Origin of the sequence: Aeromonas salmonicida (assembly GCF_028355655.1) — a bacterium.
GTDB lineage: Bacteria > Pseudomonadota > Gammaproteobacteria > Enterobacterales > Aeromonadaceae > Aeromonas > Aeromonas salmonicida.
Map to the genome: position 1 here is coordinate 4283927 of NZ_CP110645.1, position 23527 is coordinate 4307453.

At 59.0% G+C, this 23527-nt stretch carries 20 protein-coding genes and 1 riboswitch; of the genes, 9 read left to right on the forward strand and 11 right to left on the reverse strand.

Annotation, left to right across the window (positions count from 1 at the left end):
• From ONZ54_RS19965 to ONZ54_RS19975, 3 genes are all read right to left on the reverse strand, one after another.
• Positions 1-2532 carry a fimbria/pilus outer membrane usher protein gene (locus ONZ54_RS19965; RefSeq protein ID WP_334312714.1) on the reverse strand — a complete coding sequence of 844 codons (2532 nt, stop codon included), beginning with the start codon at positions 2530-2532 and terminating at the stop codon, positions 1-3.
• Between the two features lie 67 nt (positions 2533-2599).
• Positions 2600-2989, reverse strand: a complete 390-nt coding sequence (locus tag ONZ54_RS19970) for a hypothetical protein (RefSeq protein WP_005316026.1) — start codon at positions 2987-2989, stop codon at positions 2600-2602.
• A gap of 98 nt (positions 2990-3087) precedes the next feature.
• Complete coding sequence (locus ONZ54_RS19975) at positions 3088-3630, reverse strand: fimbrial protein (protein WP_058394847.1); 543 nt, start codon at positions 3628-3630, stop codon at positions 3088-3090.
• A gap of 922 nt (positions 3631-4552) precedes the next feature.
• Positions 4553-4639: riboswitch (cyclic di-GMP riboswitch) on the forward strand.
• 88 nt (positions 4640-4727) lie between these two features.
• On the opposite strand from ONZ54_RS19975, the gene ONZ54_RS19980 reads away from it, so the two are divergent.
• The 3 genes from ONZ54_RS19980 to ONZ54_RS19990 all read left to right on the forward strand — a co-directional run bounded on the left by ONZ54_RS19980 (position 4728) and on the right by ONZ54_RS19990 (position 9460).
• Positions 4728-5060, forward strand: a complete 333-nt coding sequence (locus tag ONZ54_RS19980) for a hypothetical protein (RefSeq protein ID WP_005316030.1) — start codon at positions 4728-4730, stop codon at positions 5058-5060.
• A gap of 509 nt (positions 5061-5569) precedes the next feature.
• The gene (locus ONZ54_RS19985) at positions 5570-8317 is read left to right on the forward strand and encodes a collagenase (protein WP_271786981.1); all 2748 of its coding nucleotides are present in this window, start codon (positions 5570-5572) and stop codon (positions 8315-8317) included.
• A gap of 171 nt (positions 8318-8488) precedes the next feature.
• Positions 8489-9460: a SanA/YdcF family protein gene (locus ONZ54_RS19990; protein ID WP_271786982.1), complete on the forward strand. Its 972-nt coding sequence runs from the start codon at positions 8489-8491 to the stop codon at positions 9458-9460.
• Between the two features lie 65 nt (positions 9461-9525).
• Here the strand turns inward: ONZ54_RS19990 and ONZ54_RS19995 are convergent, their stop codons facing one another.
• Positions 9526-10140 (reverse strand): superoxide dismutase, encoded by a 615-nt coding sequence (locus ONZ54_RS19995; protein WP_271786983.1) that lies wholly within the window; start codon positions 10138-10140, stop codon positions 9526-9528.
• 21 nt (positions 10141-10161) lie between these two features.
• Positions 10162-10587 carry a hypothetical protein gene (locus tag ONZ54_RS20000; protein ID WP_271788311.1) on the reverse strand — a complete coding sequence of 142 codons (426 nt, stop codon included), beginning with the start codon at positions 10585-10587 and terminating at the stop codon, positions 10162-10164.
• Between the two features lie 299 nt (positions 10588-10886).
• Here ONZ54_RS20000 and ONZ54_RS20005 point away from each other — a divergent pair, with 299 nt between their 5' ends.
• A complete protein-coding gene (locus ONZ54_RS20005; RefSeq protein ID WP_271786984.1) occupies positions 10887-11798 on the forward strand; it encodes a lipase family alpha/beta hydrolase in 912 nt (303 codons plus the stop codon).
• Positions 11795-12547 carry a lipase secretion chaperone gene (locus ONZ54_RS20010; protein ID WP_271786985.1) on the forward strand — a complete coding sequence of 251 codons (753 nt, stop codon included), beginning with the start codon at positions 11795-11797 and terminating at the stop codon, positions 12545-12547. The genes ONZ54_RS20005 and ONZ54_RS20010 overlap by 4 nt, the downstream gene beginning before the upstream one ends.
• 140 nt (positions 12548-12687) lie before the next feature.
• Here the strand turns inward: ONZ54_RS20010 and ONZ54_RS20015 are convergent, their stop codons facing one another.
• The 4 genes from ONZ54_RS20015 to sgrR form a co-directional block, all read right to left on the reverse strand.
• Positions 12688-13389 (reverse strand): hypothetical protein, encoded by a 702-nt coding sequence (locus ONZ54_RS20015; RefSeq protein ID WP_021138976.1) that lies wholly within the window; start codon positions 13387-13389, stop codon positions 12688-12690.
• 46 nt (positions 13390-13435) lie between these two features.
• Positions 13436-13831: an acyl-CoA thioesterase gene (locus ONZ54_RS20020; RefSeq protein WP_005316053.1), complete on the reverse strand. Its 396-nt coding sequence runs from the start codon at positions 13829-13831 to the stop codon at positions 13436-13438.
• A gap of 198 nt (positions 13832-14029) precedes the next feature.
• On the reverse strand, positions 14030-16207 hold the full coding sequence (gene katG, locus ONZ54_RS20025; RefSeq protein ID WP_271786986.1) for a catalase/peroxidase HPI: 2178 nt from the start codon (positions 16205-16207) through the stop codon (positions 14030-14032).
• A 192-nt stretch (positions 16208-16399) separates the two neighbouring features.
• Complete coding sequence (sgrR, locus tag ONZ54_RS20030) at positions 16400-18076, reverse strand: HTH-type transcriptional regulator SgrR (RefSeq protein WP_059169233.1); 1677 nt, start codon at positions 18074-18076, stop codon at positions 16400-16402.
• A gap of 100 nt (positions 18077-18176) precedes the next feature.
• Here sgrR and ONZ54_RS20035 point away from each other — a divergent pair, with 100 nt between their 5' ends.
• The 3 genes from ONZ54_RS20035 to ONZ54_RS20045 all read left to right on the forward strand — a co-directional run bounded on the left by ONZ54_RS20035 (position 18177) and on the right by ONZ54_RS20045 (position 20523).
• Positions 18177-18353 carry a hypothetical protein gene (locus ONZ54_RS20035; protein WP_005316058.1) on the forward strand — a complete coding sequence of 59 codons (177 nt, stop codon included), beginning with the start codon at positions 18177-18179 and terminating at the stop codon, positions 18351-18353.
• Positions 18354-18517: 164 nt separating this feature from the next.
• A complete protein-coding gene (locus ONZ54_RS20040; protein ID WP_219593069.1) occupies positions 18518-19786 on the forward strand; it encodes an O-acetylhomoserine aminocarboxypropyltransferase/cysteine synthase family protein in 1269 nt (422 codons plus the stop codon).
• A 110-nt stretch (positions 19787-19896) separates the two neighbouring features.
• Positions 19897-20523 (forward strand): glutathione S-transferase family protein, encoded by a 627-nt coding sequence (locus tag ONZ54_RS20045; protein WP_271786987.1) that lies wholly within the window; start codon positions 19897-19899, stop codon positions 20521-20523.
• A 158-nt stretch (positions 20524-20681) separates the two neighbouring features.
• On the opposite strand, the gene ONZ54_RS20050 is transcribed toward ONZ54_RS20045, so the two are convergent.
• Entirely contained in the window at positions 20682-21857 is a 1176-nt protein-coding gene (locus tag ONZ54_RS20050; protein WP_271786988.1) for an iron-containing alcohol dehydrogenase, read from the reverse strand.
• A 196-nt stretch (positions 21858-22053) separates the two neighbouring features.
• On the opposite strand from ONZ54_RS20050, the gene ONZ54_RS20055 reads away from it, so the two are divergent.
• On the forward strand, positions 22054-22635 hold the full coding sequence (locus ONZ54_RS20055; RefSeq protein ID WP_271786989.1) for a hypothetical protein: 582 nt from the start codon (positions 22054-22056) through the stop codon (positions 22633-22635).
• A gap of 223 nt (positions 22636-22858) precedes the next feature.
• Here ONZ54_RS20055 and ONZ54_RS20060 read toward each other — a convergent pair whose 3' ends face one another.
• Positions 22859-23311 (reverse strand): hypothetical protein, encoded by a 453-nt coding sequence (locus tag ONZ54_RS20060; protein ID WP_271786990.1) that lies wholly within the window; start codon positions 23309-23311, stop codon positions 22859-22861.
• Between the last annotated feature and the right edge of the window lie 216 nt (positions 23312-23527).

Below are 23527 nucleotides of genomic sequence, written 5' to 3' on the forward strand. Positions count from 1 at the left end.
TTACTTACAAGTGAGCGTCTTCATCGACAGATCGGTTACGTCGTGCGGTGCCGCTATCTTGCACTGACGGGCACCACCCCAGGAAAGTTCAAACGATTCATCCGGTTTTACCCCCGCCAGATAGACCAGACCATCCTCATCCACGACGGAGAGTACCCGTCCGGCGTCATTGACGACGGTTGCACCGAAGGGCGGATAGGAACCATTGGGCAGCCTGACGCTGGCCAGCAACTTGAAGCCCTGGGCAATTTCAAAGGCATTATACCCAATCGCACCTTCCGTCAGGGTTCCCTGCTTGATGGCATTCATGGCATCTATGTCATCGCTCAGCTGGTCCACGTCGATACGGGTATCGCTCTTGCGATAATCGGTCATGTCGCTGATCACGGCCACGCCAAACCGGTTCGTTACCGCACGTCCATTATTGAAAGAGACATCGGCGACCTTGCCGGTATCTACCATCATGCGGGTTCCTCCACGTCGGGTCGCCTGATGCAAGGCGGCGCCATGTTCGGTCGCCGTCAAACCGCCCCGCATGCTGGCACCGACCGAGGTGTATTCGCTCTGTACGCTGTAGGCATTGAGGCTGACGGCGCCGATGTCACTGTTGTGGTTGTAATAACCTCGCGCGACCGCATGACCATTGCTCTGCACCCCGGCCCCCAGCTGATAGGTATCATCCGGCCGGCTGTAATCCTGATAGGTTGCCAGGTGGGTGACCTTGCCGTTGGAAGACTGCACGCTGTATCCCGCACTCTTCCTGTCCCCGATCGGCATACTGACCGTCAGCATGACACTCTTGTCATCCTCATAATTCTCTGTCTTGGTCTTGTAAGCAGACAAATAGAGAGAGACATCCTTGAAACTGCCAATATTCACATTCTTGTTGATGGACAGGCCGTAACGATCTTCCGCGTCGTGATTCCAATAGGTTCTATGGGTGTAATCCATATACATGGTCAATGCCTTGGCGGCATCATCAGCCCAGAATGTCTTGTTGGCAGTAATGGTATATAGCTCTTTATCACCCCAGGTATTGTAATCATCACTCGATGCAACGTTATTATTTTCCAGTCGATCCTTGTTACTCAGGAACTGCGACATTGTCATGAAGTTATGTTGCGAGAAACGATAACCCGCAAAGGTGATGGCGCTGTTGTATTCATCGAACTGCTTGGCATAGTTCAACCGAAATGACTGGCCAATCTTGGTAGATAAACCTGGTAATTTCGCAATGGATTGGGTCAAGTCAGCAGAAATAGCACCGAATGCATACAGGTCGCGACCAATCCCCAGGCCCATGGAGTTATATTCGCCAGCAACCAGACTACCACCATAAAGAGACCAGGAGTTCGCCACCCCCCATGAGAAGTCCCCCGTCACAAAACCAGGACCATGGATATCGTGAGCAGAGTCACCCAGTTCTGATGGGGCGCCGACCGAGATGTTGTAGCGAACATACCCTGGCCGGGTCAGATAAGGCACGGTTGCCGTATCCACCTGAAAAGAGCTGACGCTGCCATCCTGCTCCTCCACCCGCACATCGAGGCGACCACGCACAGAACTGTCCAATCCCTGAATACGAAATGGGCCGGCAGGCACGTTGGTCTCATAAATGATGCGGCCAGACTGGGAGATGGTGACTTTGGCGTTGGTCTTGGCGATGCCGCTCACCTCGGGGGCATAGCCTTGCAAGCTGGGCGGCAACATGCGCTCATCATTGGCCAGATTGACACCTGTATAACGAAAACCATCGATCAATTGGGAGTTGAGCTGTTGTTCGCCCACGGTCAGCTTGGCGGCCATGGTCGACAGAGGCCGGTATGCGTAGAGACGGTTAAGCTCGGCTGACGACCGCTCGTCATCCCCCCAATAAGCGCTGGCCTGGTAATCGCCACGCAGGCGCCAGGGACCGTAGTTCGCCCCCAGGGTACCGTAACTGCTGAGGTTGCTGTTGGAGTAGTCGCGCCCTTCATTGACCTGGGCATTGAGGTTGTAATCCAGCATCAGACCAGTGACGCCGACGTCCCACTGCTCGGGCGGAATCCAGTTGGGGTCACTGTATTTCAGCCAGGCCTGGGGGACGGCAATCCTCAGCAAGCCGTTACCAATATCATTGGAGATGATGACCCCATCCAGCGCCAGGAGGTTGGCACACTGACCCTGATGCCAGCTGTCAATCTTGGCGATGGCTTCATCCGTCAGCGCCATCCTGGGGACAAGATCCTGAGGCAAGCAGGCAACACCGCCCTTTCCCTTGCCGTCTTCCACTTCATAAAAAGGGATTTTCTGGAGTGGCAGCTTGTTCTTGTTGACCTCAATCTCAAGATAGTAATCACCCGGCAGGATATAACCTTCATCTGCAAACTGGGAAAGGTCTATCTTGGTTCGCTCGTCCAGATCAAGCGCATCAATATTAAACTCCGTTTCTGCCAACGCGTTATCTGCCACAGCCAACAGGCAAGGCACGCATAGCATAAAAGCCATTTTTAGATAATGTGTTCTAACAGAGTTTGATGTTGAAACGCTCATATATTCACTCTAGGGGTAACATAACGGTCTCACATAATGAGGTATCTACACTAAGCAATCGGGTTGCTTACATATAATTGAGTTCAAATAGGGCTGTATTGCTCGGATAGAACAACACTCCATTATTCACCCTCAAATCAAGTTCCATATCACGATTGACAATATCGGAGACAATAAAATATTCCCCAGATACCTTGTGATATTTCCCATCACTGACAATACCCAGTTCATCATTCACGACACCATGAACAGACATGGATATAAAAGGCAGTGAGGTATCCACTCGCCCTTCTATCTGACAACCACTGACTTTCAGTACTCTATGGTTGGCTTGTTGCTGGGGAGTTTTTCTTTGTTCATCCAAAGTGCAGCCTGACTCGGCCAACCCATCCGTTACTTCATTTGCATACGCAGGCATTGCCATCATCACAACCTGCAACACGACTGGCACAATCATTGGAGTTTTCATGGTCAAGGCACGATGTGGGGGAAACCATGTGTGAAGTTGTGGTGGTTTGCACCACCACAACCCGTATCACACGTTAAGGCAGACTATTACTCGTAGGAGAGAGTAAAGTTGGTCACTGCAGTGAAGGCACCGGCAGTCAGCGGGTTGGCAGTCTGGTCGGCATAGCCTTTCAGCACGGCGCTGAAGGGCAGTTCGTTATCACCGTTCACCAAGTTGAAGGCAGTGGTAGGCTCGCCCAATACAATGGCAGCACCACCCGGAGCAGTCATCTTGATACCAGCACCTTTAGCTTGACCACCACCGATAATCAGCAGGCTCGGATCAATACTATCTTTGATGCCACTGAAGGTGACTTTTACAGCATCTTCATCAGGAGTGATTTCACAGTTCAGCAGTTTGATGCTGAACGGCTTGGAGTTGGACTCACCACCTTTGACCAGCTCTTTGGTGCTGATCTGGCCCATTTCAACAACCTGGTCAACAGACTCGGGAGCAACGGAGCAAGGGGCATTGATAATTTCACCGTTAAAGGTGACTTTACCTGAACCAGCACCGCCGGCAGCAACAGCAGAGCCGCACAGCAGCATGGAACCAACACCCATAGCAACCAAAATTTTATTAGCGTTCATTCTTTATACCTACATTAACGTGTGTTTTATCTCATTACCTAAACCATGCTGGAGTCACAGTGTTAAATAATGAGACGATATGCCACACAGCTACTCTTGCATGACTTTTTCTTCATTAAGCCGGTGAAGATATGAGCCAGACAATCAGTTGCTCTGTGTATGTCCAATTTTATCAAGCCAAGGCAGAAGACCGTATCAAAGGCAGTTCCCGCTACCTTTTATATCTGCACGAATACATATCCATGTAAGCCGTGTAGAAATACTGCTTTCAACCTTTGCTTGGGAAACAAATTAACGACGTATTTGATGCACATCAAATACATTTTGATTTTTATAAATCTTTTTTTAAACACTTTAAAATCATACACTTACAATCGCAACGGAACACATTGAAATAACAAAACACCATTATCAGCACTGTATTGAACATTGGCGATATTAAATTAACCAATAACCTAATCACACCACAAACCAAATTAACAAAAAACCAACATTGAGCACGATAAATATACTCTCCTGGCCATGTTTCTGATCACGTTCAGGCAATCAGGCAATCAGGCAATCAGGCAATCAGGCAATCAGGCAATCAGGCAATCAGGCAATCAGGCAATCAGGCAATCAGGCAATCAGGATTATCTGAAGCTGCCTGTGATGCACAAGAGGTCACACCTTGCTCTCACGGCAGGGATAACATTCAAAGTTTCCATGTCAAATAACATTGGCTTTAAAACATCCGCAGTTGTTGGCTCACTCTTCACAGGCATTCATAATAATAAATTTAATTGGAAGGAAATAAAATATCATCAATATGGGACCGGCATATTTCCCCACCAATACTAATCGACACTTGTGAGGTGTGACTTATATCCCATCTTTTTTTATAGCGATTGATTTCTCAAAGTGGGGTGTTATCATCCGGACATAGAGTAAAGGGCAAACCGATCGAAAGGTCGGGACGCAAAGCCACCGGTCTAAGGGTGTAGATACCTAAGACAGCGGAGCTGCCAACTGAGAAGAGTGATGTCATGATCTGAATGCCATTCTCTTTGATTGCGTTGCCCTTTTCGTACAACGACATGTGACGAAAAGGACATAAAATGAACACTTGCATCCCCTCCACCGGTTCTGTCCGCAAAAGCATTATCCGTTGCGCCTCCTCAGCCGCCACCGCCTTGCTGCTTGGTGCTGCACTGTTGCCCGCTACCGCGTCGGCTTACGATGGCACAGTGACCCTGACTGGTACCATTTATGAATCACCCTGTGACTTTTCTGACAACAGCGTGACCTGCTATTCCGGCGCACAGCGCCAAACCCTGGATTTGGCCAGCCTGCGACAAACTGGCAGCCTCAACGCCATCAATGGCACCCTGAATTACAAGCTGTCAGAAGGCAGCAATAGCATGGCCATAGTGACCGTCAGTTACCTCTAGTTTCCTCCTGAGCCTGGCTCAGGATTGCTTGAGGATCAGGGCCGGCATACCGATTGGTTTGTCGGCAGCCTGTCTTGGCCACTGGCAAAGCAACCTCTGTTGCCTTTGTGTCGCGTCCCTCTTGTCAGTCTCGGTTGCCCCTCTGCTCCGCGTCCTCTCGACCTGTTCCCCTTCCCTATCCACCCTTTCCTGGGTCACAGCATCATGACCACATAAACGCCTGGCGATCGCCAGCACAGAGCCTCCATACCATTCGGACATGAGGCACACCTGCCCACGGCACAGCAAACCTCAAACGAGAGCTGGATCACATTCACAGCGTGGAGGCTTAGATCCCCCCCAGATGGCAGATGAGTCCTTGCTATCACTGCAGCCCCCAATGAGACTCAATGTGTTTTGATAGATGCTAAATAAATGATTTATATGGCCTGATTGGTGAGTTGATACCCTTTTGGAACTTAGTACATTGCCCGCGATAACCACGCAGACTCTCATCCAAAGGGATAAAAATGAACAATCTGGGTACAAGGTTGCTGCTTCTGGCAGCACCGGGCCTGCTCGCCACCTCGGCGCTGGCCAATTACTCCCCCACCGACTGGCAAGCATACCGGCTGAACGGTGAATCGAGCCGCCAGCTGAGCGATCGCGTCACCGAAGTCACCTACGAGCTCAGCGCCCGCAATGACGATGCCCCCTATCAGCAACTGCGCGTCTATCGCCGCTTCGACTGGAACGATAGCGACCTCAGTGCTCTGGCGGAGCAAGTCTGCGGCGAGCCGCAGCTCAGGATTGAGCAGGGCTGGCAGATCCGTTACCTCAGCTGCGAGCAGGTGGTGCCGGCAGGCAAGGCCATCCCGGCCAGCAGCTATGACTATGGTTACGGCATGGAGCAGGGCCGCTGGGAGCCATTGATCGGCACCCCGACCGCACCGCGCCAGGATCGTATGCCGCTGGTCGAGCGCATCATACTGGGTCACAGCGAGCAGGAGCTGGATCGCTGCGAGCTCAACGCCCAGGGCCGCTGCGCCGAGCAGGTTTGGCAATATCAGCCGCAAAACTGGCAGCAACTCAGCGTGCTGGAAGAGACCCCCAACGAGCGGGATGGCCGCCTCGAGCAGATCTTCTTCCGCCTGCAACCCGTGCCAGGCAGTCAGGCTGCCAGCCAGGTGAGCGAGATCCACGTATGGCGCAAGTACAGCTGGCAGCTGGATGAAACCAAAACCCAGCAGGAGTGCGATGAACCCCAGACCCGCCAGGAAGGGGACAAGACCATCAGCTATCGGGTTTGCCGCCAGACCCTGCCCGCCGGCAGCGAGGTGCAGGTAGTACTGAAAGACACCGGCTATCAATACCCGGTCGGTGGCAGCGAATGGCAGACACTGCCGGAAACCGACGAGTGGCAAGAGAGCCGGGTGCTCAATCGCCCCATAGTGCTGGCCAGCAAGGAGGAGCAGCTCGACTGCCGTCGCGCCGATGGCCGCGCCTGCTCCGAGCCGGAGCAACCGGGCACGGATCTGCTGGATGCTGACGCCGCCAGGATAGTGCAGGACGCCAGCGGCCAGCCCGCTCCCGTCTGGCAGGAAAACTATGGCCACGATGACACCAAGCTGCTGGCCGTGTCACGGGGCATGCAGAGTCTGCTGGCGGCCAATCAGCCCGCCCATCCGGCCATGAAGCTGCTGCTCGAATATGTGCGCGCCCACAACTATCACAACTACGGCAAGCACAAGGAAGATGGCCCGGCCGCCGCCGAGGCGCTGGCTGAAGCCCTGACTGCGCTCGGTGCCCATCCGCTGCTCTATCCGGAGCAGGCCAGCGATGAGGTGGGAGCCGTCATGGGTGCCTGGAGTATCGCCCTGCATGGCCAGTTCAAGAGCCCGGCGGTGCAGAGCCGGTTCGGTACCCTGCTCGGCCAGTTCAACCAGATGCTGGCTTACAGCACCCGCCACGCCAGCGAGATCAATGGTCAGCATGCCTGGGCAACGGGTCTGTTCGATCTGCTCAACTTCCTCGACTTCGCCAGTGACTACAGCGATGCCTTCGCCGCCGATTTCCGCCAGCAGGATGGTGAGCTGCGCAAACAGCTGCACGCCCTCGGCATGAGCGAGCTGTCGCTGTGGCAAGGACGGGATGGCAAGGATCTGTTCCTGCTCAACAACGTGCTGGATGCCTACACCCGCCTCTATCGGGTCACCCGTTATACCCGTCCCGACGAGAGCGAAAACTATCGCACCCTGCTGGATGGCTCAGTCATCGATCTCATCCGTCATCACAGCCTGATCCCGGGTGGCCAGCAGAGCCAGGATCTGCTGGAAGACATGTCGCTGACCCTCTCCACCTACTATCTGACCTACACGGATCGCACCAGCGAAGCCTGCATCAGCGGCGAGTTTGCCGGTCTCTGCACCCCGATACGGCTGGAGGATGTGCTGCCGTTCGAGCACACCTGCTCGCCGACCCTGCGCCTGCGGGCCCAGGAGCTGAGCCAGGATCAGGCCGACGGCATCTGCCGCGAGCTGGGCGCCGAGGAGCAGCAGTTCCATCAGCAAATGGAAACAGGCTGGCAGCCGGTGGCGGATGACAACAACGAGGCACTGGAGCTGGTGATCTTCAACTCCTCCGCCGACTGGAAACGCTACGGCGGCGCCCTGTTTGGTGGTGTCTCTACCGACAACGGCGGCATCTACATCGAAGGAGATCCGGCTCGCCCCGGCAACCAGGCCCGCTTCTTCGCCTATGAGGCTGAGTGGAAGCGCCCCGCCTTCCAGGTGTGGAACCTGCGCCACGAGTATGTGCACTATCTGGATGGCCGCTTCAACCAGTACGGCAGCTTCGGTCACTACCCGCTCAATCGCACCACCTGGTGGTCGGAAGGGCTGGCGGAGTTCATCGCCCACGGTCAGTGCTTCGCCCGTGGCATGGACAATGTAGCGGGTCGCCCGGCGGCCGAACGACCTAGCCTGGCCGACATACTGCACCTGGATTACGACAAGGGTGGCGAGATGGTCTACTCCTGGTCCTATACGGTGCATCGCTTCCTGAACGAGACCGGCCGTGGTGCCAGCTGGCTTGCCATGGCACAGGCCCTGCGCAACCCGGACCAGCAGCAGGCGATGAGCGCCTTCGAAGCCGAGCTGGATCAGCTGATAGCAAGCGACAGCGAGGCCTACCAGAGCTGGCTGAGCCGCGATCTGCTGCCATGGTGGGAGGCCAACAAGGAGTCTGACGAGTGCAAGGCCAACGACTCCTCCCACTGAGGGTGAGGCGTTAGCGACAGAGGGCAGCCACGGCTGCCCTCTGTTTTTATATGAATACTTTATATGGGTGAGGTATCAAGCGGTTAGAAGACAGCCAGATGCGACAGCCTCTGCCCGAGTGACGCCATAGGCAGTTATCAAGCCTGACGCGCAGCGGCAACTTGTAATAGAATGACCCTCTGTCACCTCCTACTTCAGACCCGAACTGCACCGCGCATGAAGAAGTTTGCCAAGATCCTCCTCGCCTGCTTTTGCCTGTTGCTGGTAGCTGCCGCCATGCTGCTGGGCTACAGCGAGTGGACCGTCTCGGACACCCGCCACTACACCTATGACGACGTCGATGCGGTACCCTACAACAGGGTCGCACTGGTGCTCGGCACCTCCAAGTACCTGATTGGCGGCAGTTCGAATCACTACTTCAAGTACAGGATCAAAGCCGCCGCCGAGCTCTACAACAATGGCAAGGTGGACTACATACTGGTCTCCGGTGACAACGCGACCGTCCAGTACAACGAGCCACGCCAGATGCGGCGTGCCCTGATCCAGGCCGGCATTCCGGCCAAGGTGATCTACAGCGACTACGCCGGCTTTCGTACCCTGGACTCCATAGTGCGCGCCAAGGAGGTGTTTGGTCAGGCCCATTTCACAGTGGTGTCGCAGGCCTTTCACAACGAGCGAGCCATCTTTATCGCCCGCCACTTCGGCATCGAGGCCGTCGGCTTCAACGCCAAGGATCCCAGCGCCTATCAGGGTATCAAGACCCGGGTGCGCGAGGTGTTTGCCCGGCTGATGGGGCTGCTCGACCTCTATGTTTTGGACAAGGGACCCAAATTCCTCGGTGAGCCCATCGTCATCGGCGGCCCGGTTCCCTGTCTGACATTGAGTACCCTGGGTATGAGCCAGCCCTGCCTGCCTATTCCCCCTGTGACGCAGGACAAGCAGCCGCGCGACAAGACAGCTCCCGCCGTCAATGCCGCCAGCTCGGCCGCGGCGACCAGTGCCGCATCGACCACGAGCGCAGCAGCAACGACTGGTACATCGCCTGCAACCAGTGCTGCCACAGCGACCAGTTCGTCGGCTGCAACCACATCGGCCAGTTCGTCGCCTGCAACCAGTTCAGCAGGCGCCAATCCAACGCCCTGACCAGACAAAAAGAGACCCGCCGGATAGCGGGTCTCTTTTTGTGAATGGAACAAGACGCTAGCAGATCAGGCCAGCGCCTGCCGGTAACGACGCTCCACCTCGTCCCAATCGATCACCTTGTAAAACGCGGCTATATAGTCGGGACGCTTGTTCTGGTACTTGAGGTAATAGGCGTGCTCCCACACGTCCAGCCCCAATATGGGCGCATGGCCCTGCATCAGGGGACTGTCCTGATTGGCACTGCTCTCCACCTGCAATTTACCCTCCTTGTCGACCACCAGCCAGGCCCAGCCGCTGCCGAAGCGGCTCAACGCCGCCTGGGTGAAAGCCTGCTTGAAAGCATCCAGCCCTCCCAGATCCCGCTGGATCGCCTCCGCCAGCTCGCCAGTCGGCTCACCGCCGCCTTGCGGGCTCATCACCCGCCAGAACAGGCTGTGGTTGGCATGGCCCCCCCCATGATTGCGCACCGCCCCCTGCACTTTGACCGGCAGGCTGTCGAAGCGGGCAAGCAGCTCATCCACCGGCAGGGCGGCCAGCTCGGGGAACGCTTCCAGTGCGACGTTGAGGTTGGTGATGTAGGTCTGGTGGTGACGACTGTGGTGGATCTCCATGGTCAGCGCGTCTATGTGGGGTTCCAGCGCATCGTAGGCGTAAGAAAGGTCTGGCAGGGTATGGCTCATGATCACCTCTTTTTATTGTGATTAATGCAGTTGATGGGCTGGCTCGGCGTGGCACAGGCACTGACCGAGACAACGCTGAATGGCATCCTGAGTGCCGTGCTTGCGCACGAAGGCGATCAGCTCGGTATGGGTGCTGCGGGTATGGCGCAGAGCCGCGGCCCGCAGTGGGCTCGGACAGGCGGGGGACTGGCTGGTAGCAAGCAGGCAATCGTGGATATGGCACAGCAGATCGGCTGCGCGGTCCGGCAGCGTCATGGCGATCAACAGATCCGCCAGATTGTGATGAGCCACCACCAGGGCAGCCACTGCCTCGTCTGCATCGTGCCAGAAAGAGAACTGCTGGCGAGCCAGCCACAGCGCCTGCTGATAATAGGAGAGTGCCTTGGCGTACTCGCCGACATCGAAATAGCGATTGCCACTCAGGGTCTGCTGCTTCCAATGCACCATGCTGCTGTCCGAGTCGGTTGTCCCGACCCATCCCTTCACCCAGGTTCCTGTCATGATCCCAGCCACTCAAATGATAATAATTATTATTTAACTTATGTGGTGACCGAATACAAGGGATACTTGATCTTCGCCGGTCTGACGCCCTCTCCCCTCCTGCCCATATGGGTAGGGCTTTTTTGAATCTGTCTGTTTAGTGATCACTTGCACAGATGCAACTGGCCGGGTTGGCCATGCTGGCGGGTACTGGCATGAAGCCGGTGGCTGTCGGATGGACAGCCTATTTCACAAGGATGATGACGATGAAAAGATGGCTATTGGTGCTGCTGTGCGCCCTGCCCATGCTGGGTCAGGCGGCAGGTTATACCCAGACCCGTTACCCCATGGTGCTGGTGCATGGATTGTTCGGCTTCGACAAGCTGCTCGGGGTCGATTACTTCTACGGTATCCCCCAGGCCCTGACCCGGGACGGTGCCCGCGTCTATGTAGCGCAGGTCTCGGCTACCCACAGCTCGGAACTGCGCGGTGAACAGTTGCTCAAGCAGGTGCAGCAGGTGCTCGCCATCACGGGTGCTGACAAGGTCAACCTCATAGGTCACTCCCACGGCAGCCCGACCATACGTTATGTCGCTTCTGTCGCCCCGGAACTGGTCGCCTCCGCCACCAGCGTGGGGGGCGTCAACTATGGCTCCGAGATAGCGGACCTGGTGCGTGCCAACGTAGCCCCTGGCTCGATAGCCGAGAAACTGGCGGTCGCGGCCGCCTCGGCACTCTCTGGTGTCATCTCGCTGCTCTCCGGTGGCAGCCAGCTGCCACAGGATCCTCTCGCCTCCCTCGATGCGCTCACCAGTGCGGGAGCCCAGCGCTTCAACCAGCGCTACCCCGAGGGGCTACCCAGCCAGTATTGTGGCGAAGGGCTGCTGCGCGCCGCCAACGGCGTCTACTACTTCTCCTGGAGCGGGCGCGGCAGCATGACCAATGTCCTGGATCCGGTGGATCCTGCGCTGGCCCTCACCAGCACTTTTTTCAGCGAGCCCAATGACGGCCTGGTCGGGGTATGCAGCAGCCACCTCGGCAAGGTGATCGGCACCGGCTACCGGATGAACCATCTGGACGAGGTCAATCAGTCGTTTGGCATCCATCACCTGTTTGATACCGATCCTGTCACCCTCTACCGCCAGCACGCCAACCGCTTGCAGGGTCTGGGGCTATGAAGCGATCCCTCCTTCTCACCCTGCCTCTGGGCGGAGCCTTCTTGCTGGGGGCCGCCCTGTTATGGCCCGACCCGCCGCCGAGTCTGAATGCCGCCCCCGAACAGGGAGCCTTGCGTCATCAGCTGGCCCAACGCCTAGAACAGGGCGAGGTTGACGCAGAAACCTCACTGCTGGCCCGCTACCAGGTTTTTCTGGCGGCGGAGGGCCGCCTGACGGTGCCGACGGATCCGGACCTCGCCAGCCTGCAGCAGCTGTTTGACCAGCGTGAGCAACTGCGCCAGCAGAGCTTCACCCCGGCCGAGCAGGATCAGCTGTTTGCCGAAGACAGACTGATGGAGCAGTGGACCCTGCGCCGCAAGGCGCTGGCCCAGGCGAGCGATGCAGACAAGAAGATGCTGGCCGGTGAACTCGAACTCTGGCTGACGGAGCAGCCCCAATGGTTCAGAGAAGCAGAGGTCAACAGCCGCCTGCTCGGCGAGTTGCAGACGCTGGCGCAATTACCCCCCGCCGAGCGGGAAGCCGTGCTGCTGGAGCAGCTAGGACCAGAGGCCGTGGATCGACTACATCAGCTGGAACAGAGTCAGCAAGGGTTCGAGCAGCAGCTGGCAGGCTATCTGGCCGAGCTTACCCCCCTGCCCGCCCTTGATCGGGCCGAGCAGCAACAGGAGATACTGGCGCGCTGGTTTCCCGCCGAGCAGTGGCGGCGGGTCGAGGCACTGACCCGACTGCGGCTCGAAGAACAGCCATAAACAACAAGGGGGCCGCGATGGCCCTCTTGCTTCATGCTGCAACCGCACTCATTGTCGCTTGTTGGCCCTCGGCAGTAGCTGCCAAGACCACAACGACAAGGGGCCCCTGACGGCCCCCTTGTTTCATGCTGCAACCCTACTTATTGCGGCTTGTTGGCACCAGGCAGTGGCTGCCAGGTGAGACGGGTCACCTGGGTGCCTTGCACATCGCACTTGAGGTTCAGATCCTGCCAGCCCTTGTCCTGGCGCAGGGAGACCTCTCCTTCGATGCCCGATTCACTCACCTTGAGCGTCTTCTGCTCGAAGGTCACCTTGTCGCCCCTGGCCAGATCCATCAGCTTGCCGTTGCAGAGCCAGTGGGTGAGTTCGGCACCTTTCAGCTTGACGCTGCCACTGCTGGCTTTCTGCTCCGCAGGGCTGATGGCAAACAGCCTGGCCAGGTCGGCAGATCGCTTGGTGAGCCAGGCTTCACGCTGTTGCATGCTTATTTTGCTGACGAACTCGGCGGGCTGTCCCTTGTTGTCAAGCCAGTGGGTCAGCTTGCCTTGCTCATCGAAGGCAAACTGGGCGGCAGGTTCTCTGACTCCGAACAGCTTGCCCCCCTTGAAGTAGTAACGGCTCTCCCCTTGCAGCTTGCCCTGCTCGTTCATGATGGGCACGGCTATGATGACGGGGGTGCCATCGATCCAGGCCTTGATCTCCACACCGTCATGACTGAACAGACGGGTATCGAGGGCGCTCTCGGCCCCCCGGTCGATCAGGGTGAACTGCTCCGCAAGAGAAGCGGCCAGAGAAGGTAGGGAACAGAGTCCCAGTGTCAGAGCAGTCACTGTGTTGCGCATTATGTTCCTGTGCATGGTTTTCCTGTGGTAGGCCAACAGGCCAAGGTTAACTCTCTATCAGCCAGGCCCGCAGCGCTTCCCTGTGCTTGTCACTCAAGGGAAGGGATTGGCGGGTCTGATAGTCAAAATGGATCAGGGTCGTTTCGCCGGTGACGGCCAGCTCACCGCCCTGCCAGGCTTCCTGCCAGAGCGTGAAGGAGCTGGAGCCGATGCGGCGCACCCCTGTGTTGATCGATACCTGCTGACCATAAAATAGCTCGCGTTTGAACTGTACCGTATAGCCCGCGATGATCAGGTGCCAGTTATGCACATCCAGCTCGGGAGAGAAGATGCGAAACAGGGGATCCCGCGCCGCCTCGAACCAGACAGCCGGCACCGTATTGTTGATGTGGCCGAGGGCATCTGTCTCTTGAAAACGGGGTTGGATCTGCATTTCCAGCATGGGCGACTCCTTGTCAGCAGGGGCTTGGCAGCTAGCCATCATCAATGAATCAAGATGTTACCTGATATCCAGTCCAAAAGGACAGGGGCTGCACTGCTCCCCGGTACTGGCCAATCTCTGTCGCAACCCCTGGCAAGCCTTGGCTCAGGACAAAAAAATACCCCGCACACCCGGGTGTGCGGGGCCGTCGGGTCAGCCTTAACTCATCAGATCAAAGCGGTCCGCATTCATCACCTTGTTCCAGGCACTGATGAAATCGCAGACGAACTTCTCCTTGTTGTCATCCTGGGCATAGACCTCGGCGTAGGCACGCAGTACCGAGTTGGAGCCGAACACCAGATCGATCCGGGTCGCCGTCCATTTCACCTTGCCGCTCTTGCGATCGCGCACTTCATACAGACGATCTCCCGACGGGTGCCAGGTGTTGGCCATGTCGGTGAGGTTGACGAAGTAGTCGTTGGTCAAGGCCCCTTCCCTCTCGGTAAAGACACCATGCCGGGTGCCGCCATGGTTGGTGCCGAGCACCCGCATGCCACCCACCAGTACCGTCATCTCATGGGCCGTCAGCCCCATCAGCTGGGTACGATCCAGCATCAGCTCCTCCGCCGTGACCGCATAGTCCTTCTTCAACCAGTTGCGGTAACCGTCGGCCAGCGGCTCAAGCACGTCGAACGACGCCACATCGGTCTGGGCCTGACTGGCATCACCGCGACCCGGACTGAAGGGAACTGTCACCTCGACCCCGGCGGCCCTGGCCGCCAGCTCAACACCCAGGTTACCCGCCAGCACTATCACATCCGCCACGCTGATCTGGCTGGCGGCGGCGATGGGCTCCAGCACCTTGAGTACCCGCGCCAGTCTGGCTGGTTCATTGCCTTCCCACTCCTTCTGCGGGGCCAGCCGGATACGGGCACCGTTGGCACCGCCACGCAAATCCGAGCCCCGGAAAGTACGGGCGCTGTCCCAGGCGGTACTGACCATGTCGCTGATGGAAAGGCCACTTGCGGCAATGCTGGCCTTCACCGCAGCCACGTCATAATCGGTACGCCCGGCAGGCACAGGATCCTGCCAGATCAGATCTTCAGCCGGCACATAAGGCCCCACATAGCGGCTTTTCGGCCCCAGATCCCTGTGGGTCAGCTTGAACCAGGCGCGGGCAAAGGCATCGGAGAAGGCCGCCGGATCAGCGCGGAAACGCTCGGCGATCTTGCGGTACTCGGGATCGAACTTCAGCGCCATGTCGGCGTCTGTCATGATGGGGTTGCGGCGAATGGCAGGATCTTCCACATCCACCGGCTTGTCCTCTTCCCGTATATTGACGGGCTCCCACTGCCAGGCACCGGCCGGGCTCTTTTTCAGTTCCCACTCGTAGTTGAACAGCAGATAGAAGTAACCGTTATCCCAACGGGTGGGGTGGGTGGTCCAGGCCCCTTCAATGCCGCTGGTCACCGCATTGCGACCAATGCCGCGCTGGGTCTTGTTGAGCCAGCCCTGCCCCTGATCCTCGACAGCGGCACCTTCCGGCTCGGGCCCGAGCAGCCTGGCATCCCCATTGCCGTGACATTTGCCTACCGTGTGCCCCCCGGCCGTCAGGGCGACCGTCTCTTCGTCATCCATCGCCATGCGGGCAAAGGTGACCCGCATGTCCTTGGCGGTTTTCAGAGGATCAGGATTGCCGTCGACCCCTTCCGGGTTGACGTAGATGAGCCCCATCATCACTGCTGCCAGCGGGTTGTCCAGATCCCGCTCGCCAGAGTAACGGCCACCGGGCTTGCTGCTCGGTGCCAGCCACTCCTTCTCCGCGCCCCAATAGATGTCTTTCTCGGGGTGCCAGATATCCTCGCGGCCGAAGGCGAAGCCGAACGTCTTGAGCCCCATGGACTCATAAGCCACGGTGCCGGCCAGAATGATCAGATCGGCCCAGCTGATCTTGTTGCCGTACTTTTTCTTGATGGGCCACAGCAGACGCCGGGCCTTGTCCAGGTTGGCGTTGTCAGGCCAGGAGTTGAGCGGAGCAAAACGCTGATTGCCGGTACTGCCACCACCACGGCCATCGGCGATACGGTAGGTACCGGCCGAGTGCCAGGCCATGCGGATCATCAGGCCGCCGTAGTGGCCCCAGTCTGCCGGCCACCAATCCTGGCTGTCGGTCATCAGGGCGGTCACATCCTGCTTGAGGGCGGCCATGTCGAGCTTCTTGAGCTCTTCCCGGTAATTGAAACCGGGCCCCAGCGGATTGGTCTTGGTGTCGTGCTGATGGAGAATGTCGAGGTTGAGGCTCTTCGGCCACCACGCCATGTTGGCTTGCTCGCCGGAGGTGGTACCACCGTGCATGACCGGGCATTTTCCTTGGGAACGTTCTGAATTGTTGCTCATCTTTTTCCTCATTTGCTCTGCTTTCCATAACCTGAACCAGCATGGCACTTTGGAATTGAATGTCCAATGAACTGCGACCCGCCGACCCATAGTAAAAACGGCAATTAAAACAGGATGGCGATCTGCCGGAAGAGCACCTTGCAGGTACAAGGTGAGGCGAGACAGGTTCAACCCGCCACATAAGCATCGTCCTTACTCGGGGCGAAGCCAGGCACTGCGAAAATCAAACCAGCCGAGGGCCGTCATGCGCACCCCGTGCACACCGACCCGGCTCTCCAGCTCCAGCCAGTGGTGGAACAGGGGCACGAACCAGCCCTGTTGCTGCACCCGGGCCAGCAGGGCGCGCGGGCCCGGCTCCTCACCGCTGGCACGCCACCGGGTCAGGCCCTGCCACAAAGCATGCTGGCTGGCCCACACCTTGTGCAACAGCGGGGTGCCCAGCAGCCAGGCGTAGGGGGCGAAGGCATGCTCGTGCTCCAGATTGAGGGTGCCGAGCCAGAGATCCACATCCTCATCCATCCCGCTCACCCAGCGGCCGTAATCCAGAGTGCGAACCTCCAGCCGGATCCCCTGTTCTGCCAGCAGGCTGGCCATGGCACCGGCACACTCGTTGAACTCAAGATGCTGATTGAAACAGGCCAGCACCAGCCGCGCCGGCAGTTGCTCCGGCGTTGGCAATGACGCAGGCAGGGCCTCGCGCCAGTGGGGTAACAGACCCAGCGCACTGGTCCAGCCCCGCTGCAACTCGGGGGCGACTCGTGCCATCAGGGCGATGGGGTTGAGCAGCTGGGCCAGCCAGTGACGCAGGGCGGGATCCTGCAAGGATACGGATCTGTCGTCCTGCAGCAGGAAGTAGCAGCCGGATTCAAGCTCGGATTCACCGCGCATGCTGCCCAGTTCAGGGCTGTCACGTCCCAGCTGCAGGTGGGTCTCCAGCCGCTCCGCCAGCTCCGGCAGCATCCAGATGTCGATCTCGTCGAGCAGGGCACGCAGACCGAAGTAGTCGTCAAACGCCTCCAGACAAAGGTGGAGGGGATCGTTGGCGGTCACCTTGTAGGGGCCCGTGCCCACCGGCTGCAGGGCAAAGCCCGCCTCCCCCTTGAGCTCCCGCGGCAATATGGTCGCCACCGGTTCGGCCAGCAGATGGGGAAGCAGAGGATCCGGGCTGTCGAGATACATATCCAGAGTGCGTGGCCAGGGGCTCTCCAGCCGAACCAGATGGGCGAACAGGGGACGATCCCGCAGTGCCAGCAGACTCTCCATCACATCTTCTACCACCAGCTCGCGACCGTGGTGAAAGCGCACCACCGGCCTCAGATAGAAGCGCCAGTGGCAGGGCCCCAGACACTCCCAGTGGTGGGCCAGATCTCCTTCGATTTCCCCATTTTCCTCATTTCGTCGGGTGAGACCGTTGAAGATCTGCCGGCTCAGGTGAATTTCGGAGCGACGCAGCGGATCCGTGGGCAGCAGCTGGGGCAGCGGCCGATAGTAGGGCACCCGCAGGATCTGGCGCCCCTCCCGGGTGGCCTGGCCGAGCTGCTCGATCAGCAGCGGGGTGAGCAGATCCAGCCGACCTTCCGCCAGCCGCACCGCCTGGGCAAGCTGGCCCTGACTCAACAGATCCCGCAGCCGGCGCCGGGTCAGACTCTCCTGGCTGTCGAGCAGGGTGAGCCGGGAGCGCCGTCCCCTGCCCGCCTCGGCTGACCAGCTGAGCCAGCCCTGATCCTGCATCCGCCGCAGCAGCAGGCGGGCGTTGCGCGGGGTGCAGCAGAGCAGGTCCGCCACTTCGGCGAGACTTGCCTCCCGCTCATCGCAGCCAAGCTGCTGGGCGAGTCGTTGAAACTGCTGATAGAGGCGACTGGTCGGCATAAAAGAGGAAATCCTGTTGCTATAAGTCATCAGTTTTTACTTCCTCATTTTAGCTCAATACTGCTGATGAACATGAGAGCCACAGCACAGGAGCATCATCATGAACCAGCAAAGCGCCCCCAAACCGAACCGGATCCAGCAAACCCTGCGTCGCTACTTCAAGCGGATCCTGCCTCGCCCGCTGACCCTGATCGAGGATCCCATGAGCCAGCTCAACCGCCTGATGCAGTGGGACATGCACCAGATCGATGACAAGGAGTATCGTCGCCGCCTCTGAGTGCAGCCCCGGTTGCTCAAAGGCGAGGCCCATCGCCAGCGGATGCCATTGCTTTACCGGATTGGGTGGTTTACATCGCCGCTGAGCCTGATAGATTGGACGTCTATCCATCTATAACTGCCCAGCTGTCACTGCGACAAGCAACATACAACAAGGAGTGTGTGATGAAAGATGCGACCCTGGCCCTGCACCACGGCTTTTCCAGCGATCCCACTACCAAGGCGGTCGCCGTGCCCATCTACCAGACGGTAGCCTACGAGTTCGACAGCGCCCAGCACGGGGCGGACCTGTTCAATCTGGCGGTGCCGGGCAACATCTATACCCGCATCATGAATCCCACCAACGATGTGCTGGAACAGCGGATGGCCGCGCTGGAAGGGGGCATCGCCGGGCTGGTGGTCTCGGCGGGTTCCGCCGCCATCACCTACGCCATCCAGGCGCTGACCGCCGCCGGTGACAACATAGTCTCCACGCCCCAGCTCTATGGCGGCACCTACACACTGTTCGCCCATATGCTGCCGAGCTTCGGGGTCGAGGTGCGCTTCGCCAAAGATGACAGCGCCGAAGCCATCGCCGCCCTCATCGACGACAAGACCAAGGCAGTCTATTGCGAGAGCATAGGCAACCCGGCGGGCAACATCGTCGATCTGGCAGCCTTCGCCAAGGTGGCCCACGCCCGTGGCGTGCCGCTCATCGTCGACAACACTGTCGCCACCCCTGTGCTGTGCAAACCCATAGAACACGGCGCCGATATCGTGGTGCACAGCCTGACCAAATATGTCGGCGGCCACGGCAACTCGCTGGGTGGCGTGGTGGTCGACTCGGGCAAGTTCCCCTGGGCGGATCACGCCGAACGCTTCCCCCAGCTCACCCAGCCCGAGCCCTCCTACCACGGTGTGGTCTATACCGAGGCTTTTGGCCCGGCTGCCTTTATCGGTCGGGTACGCACAGTGCCCTTGCGCAATACCGGCGCGGCGCTGGCACCCATGAACGCCTTCCTGCTGCTGCAGGGGCTTGAAACCCTGAGCCTGCGCATGGAGCGCCACGTGGACAACGCCCTTCAGGTCGCCCACCACCTCAAGCATCATCCCAAGGTAGCCTGGGTCAGCTACGCCGGTCTGCCGGGACATCCCCACTACCTGCTGGCGGAGAAATACATGGGGGGCCGGCCGTCGGCCATCCTCTCGTTTGGCTTGAAGGAGGGCTATGAGGCCGGGGTGCGCTTCTACGATGCGCTCAAGATCTTCAAGCGGCTGGTCAATATCGGCGACGCCAAGTCGCTGGCTTGCCACCCCGCCTCCACCACCCATCGCCAGCTGAGCGAGGAGGAACAGGTCAGGGCTGGGGTCAAGCCGGAGATGATCCGCTTGTCTGTGGGGATAGAAGCGATCGAGGACATATTGGCGGATCTGGATCAGGCGCTGGAGGCCTGAGTCAGCCAACGAGAGAGCGGGCACTGCCCGCTCTCTTGATTTCTCCATGCCGGTGAACCAGTCACCTCGCCGACGCGTATACCGACTCCTGCCACCGAATCGAGGTTCCAATGATAATCCTGCACCACCTGAACAAATCCCGCTCCCAACGCATCATCTGGCTGCTCGAAGAGCTGGGCTTGCCCTACCAGATCAAGGCCTACCAGCGCGATGCCACTACCTTTCTGGCGCCGCCCGAGCTGAAAGCTATCCACCCCCTCGGCAAGTCGCCTGTCATCGAGCTGGAAGGACGCGTGCTGGCGGAATCCGGCGCCATCACAGAGTACCTGATTGCCCGCCACGCCCCCGAGCGGCTGGCGCCAGCTCAGGATAGCCCCGACTACCCCGAATACCTGCAGTGGATCCACTTTGCCGAGAGCTCCGGCATACTGCCGCTGCTGCTCGACATGTTCGTGCGCAAGGATGGCAGCCCGATGCGCTTCCTGCCGGACTACGCCAAAGCGGAGTGCGCCAAGGTGCTGGGTTATCTGAACCAGGTGCTGGCAAGCCGCCACTATCTGGTGGGGGACCGTCTCTCCGGCGCCGACATCATGAACTCCTTCCTGGTGGATCTGCTGGCCCAGGGCGGCCAGCTGGCACACTTCCCGCACCTGCAAACCTACTGGGAACGTCTCAATACCCATCCGGCCCGCCAGAAGGCCGCGACACTGGAGCGTGAGCTGGATCTGGGCGCCTGATCCTCTGCCCTCAGCGCCTCACCCCTGAATGCAAAACGCCCCGACAATCGGGGCGTTTTCTTTTCAGCTCGTCAGCCAAATGCTCAGAGCGCCTGGGAAAGGACCCTCGCTACTATATTGCCCGGCTCTCTCCTTCGCCCGAAGCTGGCACCCCAGACTTAAAGGGCATGTGAAAGGATCCTGGCTACCTTGTCCGGATCTATGTCCTGCTGCTCCCCGAGCGCGGTCAGGCCGAAACGCTTGAGGTTGGAGCAGATACCTGGGATGCAGCTCTCGCTCAGACCGTAGTCGGCGAGACGGGTGCCCACCCCCATCTGCTGGAAGAACTGCTCGGTGCGGATGATCGCCTCCTCGATGCGCAGCGCCTTGTCCTCCCGGCTCGAATGCCAGACCCGTTCGGCGAACTGGGCCAGCTTCTCCTGCTTCTGGGCCGCCTGCTCACGCAGCAGGGAGGGCAGTACCACCGCCAGGCTCTGGGCATGATCCAGCCCGTGCAGCGCGGTGAGCTGGTGGCCGATGGCGTGGGTGGACCAGTCCTGCGGCACGCCGCGGCCGATGAGACCATTGAGCGCCAGGCTGGCGGCCCACATCAGGTTGGCGCGCACCTGATAATGGGTGGGATCCACCAGGGCTTTGGGGCCGTTATCCACCAGCACCTGCAGCAAGCCTTCCGCCAGCCGGTCCTGTACCTCGCCCCCCACAGGGAAGGTGAGGTACTGCTCAATGATGTGGACGAAGGCATCCACCACCCCATTGCCGATCTGGCGGGTGGGCAGGCTGTAGGTGGTGGTGGGATCGAGCACGGCAAACACAGGTTGCACCAGCGGATTCATGAAGGAGAGCTTGGCCTCCCCCCGGCTCACCACAGCGGCGGGATTGCTCTCCGAGCCGGTGGCGGGCAGGGTCAGCACGCAGCCCAGCGGCAAGGCCGCCTTGACGGGCGCCTTGTGCAGCAGTATCTCCCAGGGATCCCCCCCCTCGAAGCAGGCCGCCGCGGCCACGAACTTGGTGCCGTCCACCACGGATCCGCCGCCGACCGCCAGCAGGAAGTCGATGCGCTCGCGCTTGACCAGCGCCACCGCCTCCATCAGCTGATCGTACTGGGGGTTGGCCCCTATGCCTGAAAACGCCTGCCAATCCCTCCCCGCCAACGCCTGGGTCAACTGGTCATAGACGCCGTTTTTCTTGATGCTGCCACCGCCGTAGAGCACCAGCAGGCGACTGCCTGCCGGGATCAGGTCGGGCAGCGTGGCTATCTGGCCGTCACCAAAACAGACCCGGGTGGGATTGGCATATTGGAAGTTGTACACGGCAAAGCCCTCGGTTGAATGCATGCAAGGGGATTGTGCGCCCGTGGCTCCGGCAGGTCAAAAAACGGGAGCCGGCTATCAAAACACGCATTGCGTTCGAGTCCAGCAGGTTGGTCAGGCGCGGCTCTGCTATGGTCTGTCAGGAAGGCGGTGCCATGTGCCATCCGGGCCTGCATGCCCACCTCCTTTCATCCTCATTTCCCGTCATAAGGTCTGAAACATGAAATTGAAGCATGCATGGATTGCCGGTCTGCTCTCCCTCTCGACCTGCCTGGTGCAAGCCGCCGAGGTGGTCACCGAAGTCGCGACCGCCCCGGGCAAGGCCAGTCTGGTTGAAGCCGTGACTGCCCAGGCGACGGTGACTGCCATCGACATGGCGAGCCGCAAGGTCAGCCTGAAAAATGACGCCGGTGAAGCGTTCGACATAGTCGCCGGTGAACAGGTCACCAACCTGCAAAACCTCAAGGTTGGCGATACGGTGGTACTGAAATACCTGCAGATGCTGGATCTGGAACTGCTCAAGGGCACGGCTGGCATCAGACAGCGCGTCGTCGAGGTAGATGCGGACAAGGCCGCCGCTGGCCAGAAGCCGGGGGCCGGGGTGGGGGTCAAGGTCACACTGTATGGGGACGTCATCGACGTCGACAAGGCGCAGCAGACGGTCACGGTCAAAGGGGTGGATCACACCCTGGTGGTCAAGGTGCATAACCCGGCGCAATTTGCCCTGATCGCCAAAGGGGATCAGATCAAGGCTGTCCAGACCCAGGCGGTGGGTATCGGCATTGTGCCCGAGAAAAAATAGTACCCGAGAAGAAATAGCGCCTGAGAAGACATAGCGCCGGAGCAGAAATGGGGCCGGGAAGGCAGCAGCCCCAAGAGCCCGTCAAAAAGGGAGGGACATCACCCCTCCCTTTCTCATTGTGATGTCATCATCCTTTCCACATGGGAAAGGCAGCGTCATTACCCGAGGCAACACCTTGCCCCCGATGACCATGGATTGCCGTTCGAGTCGTGCAGGCAATCACTCAGGTAGTCTTGGTCTCTTCCTTTGGCTCGCTCTTCTTGCCGGTGAGGCGATCCATGGCATCTTGCAGCATGGTCTCCTTCTGCTCGTTCAAGGCCTTGCTCTGCTGCTCGCGCTCTTCGGGGGTCAGCTGCCTGTTGTCGGCGATCGCCTTGAGCTTCTCCTCTATCTCGTTGAACTTCTTGCGATCAAACCCAAGCGCCTTGTCCACCAGCTGCTGCATCATGCCACCCTTGTCCGAGTTCATGTCCAGCGCGGGCGGCAGCTTGCTGTTCTTGGCCAGATGCTCATAGGTGAGCGCCTGCTGCGCCTTGCTGGTCAGTCGCTGGGAGGAGAGGTTGACCAACTCCTCCCAGCCGCCACCCTGACCACTGTCGGCACCGCTGAGGGTGGCGAGGGCGCGGGAGTTGGACGCACTCTGGGCAAATTGCTGGCTGTAGGGTTTGATATCCATGGGGACTCCAATCTGTATGCCGATCCGGCATGACGCTTTGGCTGATTCGATAACATGGGGCGCCAGGCCCCACCATTGTCAATTAAACCAGCAAGTTACAGGCCAACTTTCCAGATGGGGCCAAATCCCGCACTCAGGCTGGCGCCACGCCCATTGCTCGTAGCAAGCCGGGCGTCAGAATCATGACTCCTGCGCCACCCCGTCATGATATTGCGG